At 69.1% G+C, this 10451-nt stretch carries 13 protein-coding genes and 2 pseudogenes; 8 read left to right on the plus strand and 7 right to left on the minus strand.

The genetic code is table 11. The annotated features are described in order from the left end of the window. Together AC08OQ_RS05670 and AC08OQ_RS05675 are read left to right on the plus strand one after the other, a co-directional pair. A partial coding sequence (locus AC08OQ_RS05670; RefSeq protein ID WP_476611929.1) for a hypothetical protein occupies nucleotides 1–236 on the plus strand: 236 nt, incomplete at its 5' end. A gap of 9 nt (nucleotides 237–245) precedes the next feature. After that, a complete protein-coding gene (locus AC08OQ_RS05675; RefSeq protein WP_476601964.1) occupies nucleotides 246–362 on the plus strand; it encodes a hypothetical protein in 117 nt (38 codons plus the stop codon). A 186-nt stretch (nucleotides 363–548) separates the two neighbouring features. Here AC08OQ_RS05675 and AC08OQ_RS05680 read toward each other — a convergent pair whose 3' ends face one another. Next, the gene (locus AC08OQ_RS05680; RefSeq protein ID WP_476601966.1) at nucleotides 549–932 is read right to left on the minus strand and encodes a DUF302 domain-containing protein; all 384 of its coding nucleotides are present in this window, start codon (nucleotides 930–932) and stop codon (nucleotides 549–551) included. Here AC08OQ_RS05680 and AC08OQ_RS05685 point away from each other — a divergent pair. Next, nucleotides 827–1285: pseudogene (locus tag AC08OQ_RS05685) on the plus strand (MMPL family transporter); the annotation flags it as partial. The gene AC08OQ_RS05680 and the pseudogene AC08OQ_RS05685 overlap by 106 nt on opposite strands. A gap of 129 nt (nucleotides 1286–1414) precedes the next feature. Here AC08OQ_RS05685 and AC08OQ_RS05690 read toward each other — a convergent pair. Then, the gene (locus AC08OQ_RS05690; protein ID WP_476601967.1) at nucleotides 1415–1792 is read right to left on the minus strand and encodes a metal-sensitive transcriptional regulator; all 378 of its coding nucleotides are present in this window, start codon (nucleotides 1790–1792) and stop codon (nucleotides 1415–1417) included. A 103-nt stretch (nucleotides 1793–1895) separates the two neighbouring features. Between AC08OQ_RS05690 and AC08OQ_RS05695 the strand changes: the two genes are divergently transcribed. Both AC08OQ_RS05695 and AC08OQ_RS05700 read left to right on the plus strand, forming a co-directional pair. Then, on the plus strand, nucleotides 1896–2036 hold the full coding sequence (locus AC08OQ_RS05695; protein WP_476601965.1) for a hypothetical protein: 141 nt from the start codon (nucleotides 1896–1898) through the stop codon (nucleotides 2034–2036). A 486-nt stretch (nucleotides 2037–2522) separates the two neighbouring features. Next, nucleotides 2523–2726: a cold-shock protein gene (locus AC08OQ_RS05700; RefSeq protein WP_011438823.1), complete on the plus strand. Its 204-nt coding sequence runs from the start codon at nucleotides 2523–2525 to the stop codon at nucleotides 2724–2726. A gap of 176 nt (nucleotides 2727–2902) precedes the next feature. Here the strand turns inward: AC08OQ_RS05700 and AC08OQ_RS05705 are convergent, their stop codons facing one another. Beyond that, nucleotides 2903–3349 (minus strand): response regulator, encoded by a 447-nt coding sequence (locus AC08OQ_RS05705; RefSeq protein WP_462186728.1) that lies wholly within the window; start codon nucleotides 3347–3349, stop codon nucleotides 2903–2905. A 415-nt stretch (nucleotides 3350–3764) separates the two neighbouring features. Between AC08OQ_RS05705 and AC08OQ_RS05710 the strand changes: the two genes are divergently transcribed. From AC08OQ_RS05710 to AC08OQ_RS05720, 3 genes and pseudogenes are all read left to right on the plus strand, one after another. After that, nucleotides 3765–4214 carry a carboxymuconolactone decarboxylase family protein gene (locus tag AC08OQ_RS05710; RefSeq protein WP_462186729.1) on the plus strand — a complete coding sequence of 150 codons (450 nt, stop codon included), beginning with the start codon at nucleotides 3765–3767 and terminating at the stop codon, nucleotides 4212–4214. Nucleotides 4215–4532: 318 nt separating this feature from the next. Continuing rightward, nucleotides 4533–4718: pseudogene (locus AC08OQ_RS05715) on the plus strand (indolepyruvate ferredoxin oxidoreductase subunit alpha); the annotation flags it as partial. 87 nt (nucleotides 4719–4805) lie between these two features. After that, nucleotides 4806–4970, plus strand: coding sequence for a hypothetical protein (locus AC08OQ_RS05720; protein ID WP_462186730.1), 165 nt, complete (start codon nucleotides 4806–4808; stop codon nucleotides 4968–4970). Nucleotides 4971–5523: 553 nt separating this feature from the next. Here AC08OQ_RS05720 and AC08OQ_RS05725 read toward each other — a convergent pair. The 4 genes from AC08OQ_RS05725 to AC08OQ_RS05740 form a co-directional block, all read right to left on the minus strand. Further along, nucleotides 5524–6606, minus strand: a complete 1083-nt coding sequence (locus AC08OQ_RS05725; protein ID WP_476604664.1) for a 2-oxoacid:ferredoxin oxidoreductase subunit beta — start codon at nucleotides 6604–6606, stop codon at nucleotides 5524–5526. Beyond that, nucleotides 6603–8606, minus strand: a complete 2004-nt coding sequence (locus AC08OQ_RS05730) for a 2-oxoacid:acceptor oxidoreductase subunit alpha (RefSeq protein ID WP_476604663.1) — start codon at nucleotides 8604–8606, stop codon at nucleotides 6603–6605. Before AC08OQ_RS05730 ends, AC08OQ_RS05725 begins: the two co-directional genes overlap by 4 nt. A 112-nt stretch (nucleotides 8607–8718) precedes the next feature. After that, the gene (locus tag AC08OQ_RS05735) at nucleotides 8719–10089 is read right to left on the minus strand and encodes a cysteine desulfurase family protein (protein WP_476611930.1); all 1371 of its coding nucleotides are present in this window, start codon (nucleotides 10087–10089) and stop codon (nucleotides 8719–8721) included. Then, on the minus strand, nucleotides 10086–10451 hold a 366-nt coding region (locus AC08OQ_RS05740), incomplete at its 5' end, for a HesA/MoeB/ThiF family protein (protein WP_476600317.1). The genes AC08OQ_RS05740 and AC08OQ_RS05735, both read right to left, overlap by 4 nt.

Below are 10451 nucleotides of genomic sequence, written 5' to 3' on the forward strand. Positions count from 1 at the left end.
CGAACACGCTGCGCAACCACCCGCCGAGCCCGCAGATGCCTCAAACCCGCTTAACTTCGAAGAGCCAGTTCACCCTGCTCGGCAATACCGCCTCGCACATGCCGCAGGGGCTGGGCGGCCTGCCCGGCATGACAGCGATGACGACGCACGTGATGAAGAAACAGATCGCCGACGTCGGCGTGCCAGAGGTGCCGGAGTTCCTCGAGCAGATCGTCGCCTCCGGCGGCCATCTGTGAGCCTGCCGCATGTCCGCCGACATGATGCACCTCGACGAATCCGATTTGTATGAGGACGTCGAAGGGATCATCAGCGCCGCGGACTTTATTGAGAAGACCGACGGCGCCCAACTGCTGTTTATCTGACACGGGACCGAGGGTCGCCTGGCAGGGGACCTCGGGTGAGAGGCGATCGCAACGTTCGAGGCGACGTTCCCTGGATGCCGGGAAAGGCCGGTTGGCCGGCCTCGGCCCCGGTCGAGTCCTGGCCGGCGTTCGCGGTCGTGTCGCCGTCACCACGCCCGAGTCCCCTGAGCCGCCGTGGGATGGCTCTCACCCTACGGTGCCGATCGGTGCGGCGAGGGCGGCGTCGAGGCGGGCGCCGGCCTCCTTCGCCACCGGTTCCAGTTCGTCGCGGCCGGTGACGGTGACCATGATCCGCGGGTCGAGGACCTCGACCACGGTGCCACCGTCGGCGGCGCGGACGACGACGTTGCAGGGCAGCAGCAGGCCGATCTGCCGGTCGACGTCGAGAGCCCGGTGGGCGGCCGGCCCAGATCGCGCCCGACGGGCATACCGCCGTCCTGCTCGGCGGCGCGGCCGCAGAGAACATCGACCTGCACACCCTGCTGTCGGACCGCACCCCGCTGGTGCTCGGGGTGGTGCTGGGGATGGGTTTCCTGCTGCTGCTCGTGGTGCTCGCCGCGCCGCTGGCAGCCGCCCTCGGGGTGGTCACGAACCTGCTCGCGACCGGTGCCACGTTCGGCGTCGCGAAGCTGGTTTTCGCCGACGGGCACGGCGCGGGCCTGCTGGGTTTCACCTCCCAGGGGTTCCTCGACGCCTGGGGGCCGATCTTCTTCTTGGCAATGATCTTTGCGATCTCTATGGACTACACGGTGTTCCTGCTCGCCTCGGCCAAGGAGCACTGGGAACGCTCCGCCGATCCGCGGGAGGCGATAGTCGGCGGGCTCGCTCACTCCGGTCGGGTCATCTTCGCGGCGGCCGCGGTGATGGTTGCGGTGTTCTTCACCTTCGCACTGTCCGGACCGCTGCCGCCAAAGGAGATGGGCGTCATCCTCGGCATCGCCGTGCTGCTGGACGCGGCCCTCGTCCGCCTCACCTGCTACCCGTCCTGCTCCGGATCATCGGACGGGCCGCCTGGTACAGCCCGATGTGGCTGCGCCGCGTCCTACCCACTGTCACCTTCGCCCACTGACCGAACGCCCACTGACCGAAGCGATCGCGTCCCTGGGCCGGCTACCCGCCGCCGGCCTAGGCACGACATCTGCCGAGGGCCACGCGAGGGACAGGAACAGCTTTTCCAGTTCCGTCTCGGTCATCGGTGCCGCCTCGCCGCTCTCACGCGCGGCCAGGCACTGTTGCATCCCGGACACTATGATCTTAAATCCGGCCCGGTCCAGAGCTCGGGAGACCGCGGCAAGCTGGGTGACGACGTCAGCGCAGTCGCGACCATCCTCGATCATGCCGATTACGCCGCGGAGCTGACCCTCGGCGCGCCGCAGGCGCCGAATCACATCCGCCATCGCCGTCTCGTCGACCTGCATCCCGACCTCCATATCCCGCACCAGGTGACCGCAGGCGCTGCCTCCAAGATATCCTCCCGAGTATACATCGGGTGACCTCACCCGCGATCAGACCTTTCGGGATCGTCGCCGCTGGTTGTGGCTGGTTGTGGAGGACCTGGCGGACGAAGGTGAGCTGTACCTGTCCAGCCGGCAGATCGCCGAGGCGCTCAATGCCGAGGGCTGCGCCCACCCAAGCGCACCGACCGCTTCGGCCTCGGCCAGGTCCTCACCCTGACCCGCCGGCTGGGCATCGGGGTCCGCCACCCTCGCGGCACCCGCACCGCGCTAACCGGCCTGGGACCACACCGGTACTCGGTGACCGAACTCGCCGTAGCCCTCCAGCAGGCCGACCGCTACCCTCTACACCTGGATCTACCGGGGGTGGATCACCGCGCAGCGCCACCCGGATGGCAGGTCCTGGGTCATCATCGCCGATGACGCCGAGATGCAGCGGCTACGCGAGCGCCGGGCCCCCGGACCACTACACCCGCCGGGTACCCCGATAACCGACGTTTCGTCGGCTGCTTCGCATCGAGTCGGACGGGACAAGAGCCAAGCGGGCACACCACGTCGGTGGAGGGGTAGGCTGCAGGTGTTGCTTGTTCTTCCGTGCGTGACCTACGCAGAGAACGGCACGGCTGGACCACGGCACCGGCCGGGGTCTGGGGCGAGGCCGGTACGCGAAGGACGCTTACCGGGAGCGCGGCAAGGAGAAATAATCGTGGCGCAGGGTACCGTCAAGTGGTTCAACGCGGAGAAGGGCTTCGGATTCATCTCCGTCGACGGTGGCGGCCCGGACGTGTTCGTCCACTACTCCTCGATCGTGGCGGACGGCTACAAGTCCCTGGATGAGGGCCAGAGCGTCCAGTTCGAGATCGTGCAGGGTCAGAAGGGACCGCAGGCGGACAACGTCCAGCCCGTCTGAGGCCGTACCACCCCTCAGCCTTACGCGTCGGCGCGCGGCTCCCGCGGGAGCCGCGCGCCGATGTTGTGTTGGTCGATGTTGTGTTGGCAGGCCGGTAGTCTCACCGCCGTAGTTGACCGACGCCGTCGGCGGGCACCGCGCGATCATGGCTCATGTACACCTGATGAGCGACCAGATCAGCGCCCGGGCAACTGAACCACGGTGATGAAGAAGTCGTCGATGAACCGGACGTCGTCTACGAACCGGTCGAAGTCGACCGCCTTCGTCACGTAGGCGTTGGCGTGCAGGTTGTAGCTGCGCAGGATGTCCTCGGCAGCGTCCGAGGTGGAGAGCACCACGACGGGGATACGTCGCAGGTCGGCGTCGGCCTTGACCTCGGCCAGGACCTCGATGCCGTTGCGGCGCGGCAGGTTGAGGTCCAGCAGGATCAGGTCGGCCGTAGGGGCCTGTGTGAAGGGCTCCTCCCGGCGGAGGAACGCCATGGCCTGGATACCGTCGTTCACGACATGCAGCCTGCCGTTGATCCGATCATCCGCGAACGCTTCGCGGGTCATGAGGACATCCCCCGGGTCGTCCTCAACCAGCAGTACGTCGAACGGGTCCGTACGGACACTCGCCGTCATCTGGATACCTCGAAGTAGAGGCCGCCATCGCATGGCAGCCGGACGAGAAGCGGGGGTAGGGACGAGAAGCGGGGACAGGGCGGACCGGACGATCAGCGCCCACCGCGGGGGACGGCCGCTCCTCGAGAGCGTGAGCGGGGTCGCGAGCAGGCGCGGGCGGAGCCCGTCCGGCCCGGAACGGTAACCGGACATCCCGGAATCGATGCACGGACTTTGGCGATGTCTGACGGTACGCCAACGGAAGTGGTCTGTCGCCCCCCTAACAGGGACAAGTCCAAGGACAAGCCGAGGCTCACCGTTTTCGGCCTCGCCGCGACCGCCCGGGCACCCACGACCGCCCGGGCACGAGGCCGGACTTCGGCCGCCGTTCCCGGCGTGGCGGTTCCCGGTCGCCTCCGGCGGGAAGGCAAGGGCCATGAGCTCCGGCAGCCCGGTCCAGGACGAGATCCGCCCGCATGCCCGCGAACTGCGTCGGCTGATCCCGGACGTATACCGGGGACTCGGCGCCCTGGGCGACGCTGCTCTCCGTGACGGTGCCCTGGACAGCTGCACGAAGGAGCTGATCGCACTGGCGCTCGCCGTGAGCACCCAGTGCGACGGTTGCATCGAGACACACGCCCACGGCGCCGTCCGGCAGGGTGCGACCTGCCAGGAAGCAGCCGAGGCCATCGGGGTGGCACTGCTGATGAACGGCGGGCCGGCGTCGGTCTACGGCCCGCGCGCGTTCGCCGCCTTCAGGCGTTTCCGCGCCGAGCGGCACGAGGCGGGGGACGGTACGGCGCCGCTCGGCCACGTAACCCCGGCCTCGCCGGGACACGCTCCATCAACCGGCCAGGTTCAGCCCCCCGACAACACCGACGTCTGAACCGGCGGCAGAGGACCCGCCGCGCCGACCACCTGGCGGACGGTGGTCGGCGCAGACCGTCTTCATGACCGGCTGAGGACACGTCGGCGCGGGTGCCGCCGCCATCCGGCGGGCGCCCCGGACGGCCCAGATACAGACAAAGAAAATCTCATGGTTAAAAATATCCCTGGAGATTTCTTCGCCCCCGTTTCGGGCCATCGAAATTCGTTGCTCCACGGACGAGTTGTTTACCTATCCTTTACAGTTCCACCCACCTCGGCCGGCGACATCCTGTTACGATTTCCCCGTGACTGAAGACGAACGGGGAAGAAGGATCCGATGACGTTTGTCGTCCTGTCACCCTGCATTGATGTCAAGGACACCGCCTGCGTGGAGGAGTGCCCGGTCGACTGCATCTACGAGGGCGGCCGCAAGCTGTACATCAACCCGGATGAGTGCATCGACTGCGGAGCCTGCGAGTCGGCCTGCCCGGTCGACGCGATCAAGAGTACCCGGATCGTGCCGGCGAGCGAGGCCGAGTTCATTGCGGACGAAGGAGTCGAAATGAAATAACTTGCGCGTTTCGAACCCTCCACAGGCCTGTGACCTGCGATGATGCTCTCGATCACGTATTTGTTACTTCATTACGTCCCCGAAGCCCGGTTCTTCACCGCCATCCTGTCTGGTCGGGATGCTCCGATCGGTAATCCGGGCGGCGCCGGCAAGATCGGCCCGATCAGGGCGGACACCGCTTTCGTCGCGTCCTACAGACGCTGACGAGACAAGCCGCCGGCGAAGGCTGACGCGGCCACGGCGTCAGCGAGACCGCCGGCCTACGGCCGGTGCCCAGGACCCATCCCGTCCGGGCACCGGCCCTCTACATTTCGGGGCCGAAGCAGGGGCCGGGGTCGAAGCAGAGTTCGGGGCCGGAGTCGGCTGGAGACGTTCCCGGCGTTCCCCGTACCGCGCCTGAATCGACGTGTCTCGATGTGTCTCGACGGGTTTCCCGGCGGGTTTCCCGACGGGTGATGCCGATTGACGAGAAAGCGGCGTGACAAAAATCCCGGAAAACGGCGTGCAGGCGTCATCACCAGGAGGCCGTCATCACCAGGCGGCCGGAGACCATGACGGAAACCACATGGGCCCGGAACCGGGATCACTCCGGGCCGAGGCCGAGCCGGGCACAGTAACGCGGAATCCCCTGAGGGGATCAGGCCAGCCCTGACAGGCCTGATCCCCTCGCCCCCGAGCGTCCACCCGGCGACCGCCCATCGGTCCGGTTCGCCTCAGCCGTAGGTCTCATCCCAGCCGTAGGTCACCCGGCGGCGACCTACCCGGCCACCGTCCAGGAGTCGGCACCTTGGAGCAACGTCCGCAGGTCGCCTAGGCCGCCGGGCCGGGCGGTCGCCAGCCTCTCCTGGAACAGCTGGTCGAACACGGGATGCGAGACCGACCGGTAGACGCCGATCGGCGGCTCCGGAAACTCCGCCCGCGCCAGCTGGGCTAGGGCGTAGGCGTAGGTCGAGTTCTCCACCGTCGGATCGTGCACCACGACGCGGGAGTCACCGCTGTGCCCGACGGCCAGCTCCCCGGTGGCCGGGTCGCGGATCACGGCGTACTGCTCGTCCACGCCGAAGACCACCGGCATACCGGGCGAGAGCCGGATCGGCCCCTGCTCGCCCTTCGCCCCGGCGACCCCGGCGGCGCCGGCATCGGCATCGGACCGCTTCGGCTGACGGGGAATCGCGTTGAACGTGGGGCAGCCTTGCCGGATCTCCACCAGCGCCGCTCCCTGGTGCGCCGCGGCGGCGGTGAGGGTGGCGGTGAGGTGGCGACGGTCCGAGTCGATCGTGCGGGCGACGAACGTCGCGCCGGCGCCGAGCGCGAGCGCAACCGGGTCGAACGGGTTGTCGAGCGACCCGTGGGGGCTCGACGGGCTGATCGTGCCGATCCTGGAGGTCGGCGAGTGCTGACCTTTCGTCAAACCGTAGATCTGGTTGTTGAACAACATGATCTTGAGGTTCACGTTGCGACGCAGCGCGTGGATAAGGTGGTTACCGCCGATCGACAGCGCGTCGCCATCACCGGTTACGACCCACACCGCCAGGTCCGGCCGGTTGATCGAGACTCCGGTCGCAAAGGACGGCGCCCGGCCGTGGATCGAGTGGATGCCGTAGGTGTCGAGGTAGTAGGGGAACCGCGAGGAGCACCCGATGCCGGACACGATCACGATGTTCTCGGGCGGGACGCCGAGGGTCGGCAGCAGACCCCGCATCGTCGAGAGGATGGCGTGGTCCCCGCAGCCGGGGCACCAGCGGACCTCGTTGCCGGTCATGTAGTCCTGCACGGTCAGCGCCGGCCGTCCCGCCGAGTCACCCGACGGTTCTCCGGATCCATCATTCAGCGAGATCATCGTCCTGCCTCCCCGGCCGTGCCGAGCTTCGAACCAAGGTGTGCGTTCAACCGGGCGCTCACGTCCCCGACCGGCTTCGAGGCCGCCTCCGCCGACGGCTCCTCGTCGATGCCCTGGATGATCCGGCTGATGACGGAGGTGAGCTCGGCCACCCGGAACGGCATGCCGCGGGTCTTGTTGTAGCCGACGGTATCGATCAGGCATTCTCGGCGCAGGAGTCCGGCGAGCTGCCCGAGGTTCATCTCGGGGACGAGCACGGTGTGGTACTCCGACAGCACCGAGGCCAGGTTTGCCGGCAGCGGGGCGAGATGGCGCAGGTGCGCCTGGGCGACCTTCATACCGTCGCGCCGCACCTGGCGGCAGGCTTCACCGATCGGCCCCCACGTCGAGCCCCATCCGATCACCAGCACATCGGCGCCGGATCCGGGCGACCCACTGGGATCATCGACTTCCAGGAGCGGCACGTCGATGTTATCGATCTTGGACTGTCGGGTGCGGACCAGCAGGTCGTGGTTGTCGGGGTCGTAGGAGACCGCGCCGGTCAGCTCGGCCTTCTCCAGACCACCGATGCGGTGTGTGAGCCCCGGGGTACCCGGGATCGCCAGCGGGCGGGCCAGCGTGATCGGGTCCCGCGCGTACGGCAGGAAGATCGGGTTACCGGCCTCGTCCACCCCGTTCGGGCCGGTGGCGAGATCGATCCCGATGCTGGGCAGCTCCGCCGTCTCGGGCACCCGCCACGGCTCGCTGCCGTTGGCGACGTAGGCGTCGGCCAGCAGGATGACCGGGGTGCGGTAGGCCAGCGCGATCCGGGCCGCCTCCAGCGCGGCGTCGAAGCCGTCCGCGGGCGAACGCGCCGCGATCACCGGCAGCGGCGCCTCGCCGTGCCTGCCGTACAGGGCCTGGAGCAGGTCGGACTGCTCGGTCTTGGTCGGCAGACCGGTCGACGGCCCGCCGCGCTGCACGTTGACGACGACGAGCGGCAACTCCATGATCACCGCAAGACCGAGAGCCTCGGTCTTCAGGGCCATCCCGGGACCGGAGGTCACGGTCACGCCGAGCATCCCGGCGAAGGCCGCGCCGATCGCGGAGCCGATGGCGGCGATCTCGTCCTCGGCCTGGAAGGAGCGCACGTCGAAGGATGCGAGCGCGCTCAGTTCGTGCAGGATGTCGGAGGCGGGAGTGATCGGGTAGGCGCCGAGGAACAGCGGCATCCCGGCCTGCTGCGCGGCGGCGACCAGGCCGTAGGCGATCGCCTTGTTGCCCTTCATGTGCCGGTAGGTGCCGGCGGGCAGCTTGGCCGGCTTCACCTCGTAGGCGAGCGCGAAGGCCTCGGTGGTGTCGCCGTAGATCCACCCGGCCCGCAGCGCGGCGATGTTCGCGGCCTGCACGTCCGGCTTCGCGGCGAACCGCTTCTGCAGGTAGGCGATCGTGTCCTCGATGGGCTGGCTGAACATCCAGGACACCAGGCCGAGCGCGAACATGTTCTTCGTCCGGGCAGCGTCCTTGCGCTTCAGGTTGAACTCAGCGACGGCCGTGGCGGCGAGACCGGTGAGGTTGATCGCGTGCACGTGGTAGGCGTCCAGCGACCCGTTGGTCAGGGGATCGGCCTCGTAACCGGCCTTTTCCAGGCCCATCACCGTGAACGCGTCGGTGTCCACGATCAGGACCCCGCCGGGACGCAGCTCGGCGATGTTCGCCTTGAGCGCCGCGGGGTTCATGGCGACCAGAACGTCGGGCCGGTCGCCCGGGGTCCTGATGTCGTGGTCGGCGATGTGGAGCTGGTAGCTCGACACCCCGGCCACGGTTCCGGCTGGCGCCCGGATCTCCGCCGGGTAGTTCGGCAGCGTCGCCACGTCGTTGCCGCCCGCGGCGGCCTGGGCGCCGAACCGGTCACCGGTGAGCTGCATCCCGTCGCCGGAGTCACCGGCAAAACGGATCACCACGTGTTCCAGTTGCGTGACCCCCGGGTCGGGTCGTTCGGACAACTGTTCGGTTGGCATGGCGAAACCTCATCTCAACTTCTCGGCTACGCACGCCCGCGCCGGGCGAGCGGGACCGCGCGTGGCAACGCTGACAGCGCGGAAGCGGGGTCAGGGAAGCGCGGGGAACGGGTCAGGGATAGGCGGATCGGGGGGCGGGCACCTCGGGCATGCGCAGGGCCCGCGAGAACACCCGGTCGGTGAGGATCTCCTGCACCCGGAACTCGGTGGTGGGGCCGTCGAAGAGATCGTTCGATCGGTTCTGCTCCAGGGCACGCACGCGCAGCACCGCGCGAGCCACCGCGGCGGCGGCGGCGTGGATCTGGTCGACGGTGGTGAACCGGCCCACGCTGAACCGCAGGCTCTCCATGGCCGCCGTGGTCGACCGGCCTATCGCGGTGAGCACATGGGACGGCTCGGCGCCGCCACCGTGACAGGCGGAGCCCGCGGACACCGCCACGTCCGGCAGACAGGCCTGGACGGCGTCGGCGTCGGCACCGACAAACCGCAGGTTGATGGTGTTCGGCAGCCGGCATTCGCGGCCCCCGCCGCGCTCACTCGGCCCGTTGAGCTCGACGGCATCGACGCCGAGCCACTCGACGAGCAGATCGTGCAGCAGCTCGGTCTGGGCCCGCTGCCGCGGGGCCTCGTCCTCCATCACCGCGGCGGCAATCCGCGCCGCGGCGCCGAAGCCGACCACCCCGGCGGTGTTGACCGTGCCGGCGCGCAGGCCCCGTTCCTGCCCGCCGCCGTGGATCAGCGGTGCCAGCTGCGACCGGGCGTGCCGGCCGGCGATCAGCGCGCCGGTGCCCTTGGGCCCGTAGAGCTTGTGCGCGGACGCGACGGCGAGGTCGATGCCGGCGTCCGCGACCGAAACCGGCATCCGGCCCAGCGTCTGGGTGATGTCGGCGAGGTAGAACGCCCCCGCCCCGTGGGCGAGCTCGGCGATGGGCCACGGGTCGTTCAGCGTCCCGGTCTCGTTGTTCGCCGTCATCGCCGCCACCAGGGCGACCTTCGAGACGGAGGCCACGAGGACCCCCCCGTTCCCCGCCGTCGCGGAGCCCCCCGCGACGGCGGAACCGTCCCATACCGGTTGCAGCAGCGCGCGCAGGTGGTTGAGGTCGATCGTGCCGTCGGGATGAACCCGGATGGTCTGCACGATCGCCCCGTGCACCCGCGCCGCGGCCTCCGCCGCGGCGAGGACCGCCCGATGCTCGGTCGCTCCGACGAGCACGCGGCGGCAGGACGGCGGGGCGGTGGCCAGGACCCCGGCGATCGCCAGGTTGGCCGCCTCGGTCGCCCCGCTGGTGAAGATGACGTCACGCGGCTGGGCGCCGGCGAGGTTCGCCACGTCCCGCCGGGCTCCTTCGACGAGCCGGGCGACGGCCTGCCCGGCCGGGTGCGAGCTGGCCGGATTCGCGAAGTGGTCCCGCAGCAACGGCAGCATCGCCCGGACGACCTCCGGGTCGACCGGGGTCGTCGCGTTGTAGTCAAGATAGATCACGATGCGCCTCCAGAGCCGCAGTCCACGCAGGCTGGATCGCGCCGCGTCCGCGGCGTCCGCAGGTCCGTGTCCCACAGATCGAGGTGGATCAGCCGGCCGACCGCCGGCTCGGCGAATCCACCGGCGATCTTCAACGCCTCGGTCGCCGCCAGGCAGCCCACCGTTCCGGCGACCGCGCCGAGCACCGGGAAACCGAGGGGCTCCCAGGACGGGTCCCCCTCCGGGAACACACACCGCAGGCAGGGCGAACCCGGCCGGACCACCAGCAGATACGCCTCGGTGGCGTTCATCGCGGCGACGACCAGGGGGACCTGCGTCGCCAGGCACAGCCGGTTGAGCAGATACCGCTCGGGGAAGTTGTG

The sequence above is a fragment of the Frankia sp. CcCS3 genome (assembly GCF_977927575.1).

Bases quoted from the DNA above. Each gene is read 5' to 3' on its own strand.
- AC08OQ_RS05675 (WP_476601964.1), top strand. From the start codon at position 246: ATGTCCGCCGACATGATGCACCTCGACGAATCCGATTTGTATGAGGAC.
- AC08OQ_RS05690 (WP_476601967.1), bottom strand. From the start codon at position 1,792: ATGGAGGTCGGGATGCAGGTCGACGAGACGGCGATGGCGGATGTGATT.
- AC08OQ_RS05705 (WP_462186728.1), bottom strand. From the start codon at position 3,349: ATGACGGCGAGTGTCCGTACGGACCCGTTCGACGTACTGCTGGTTGAG.
- AC08OQ_RS05710 (WP_462186729.1), top strand. From the start codon at position 3,765: ATGAGCTCCGGCAGCCCGGTCCAGGACGAGATCCGCCCGCATGCCCGC.
- AC08OQ_RS05720 (WP_462186730.1), top strand. From the start codon at position 4,806: ATGATGCTCTCGATCACGTATTTGTTACTTCATTACGTCCCCGAAGCC.
- AC08OQ_RS05725 (WP_476604664.1), bottom strand. From the start codon at position 6,606: ATGATCTCGCTGAATGATGGATCCGGAGAACCGTCGGGTGACTCGGCG.
- AC08OQ_RS05730 (WP_476604663.1), bottom strand. From the start codon at position 8,606: ATGCCAACCGAACAGTTGTCCGAACGACCCGACCCGGGGGTCACGCAA.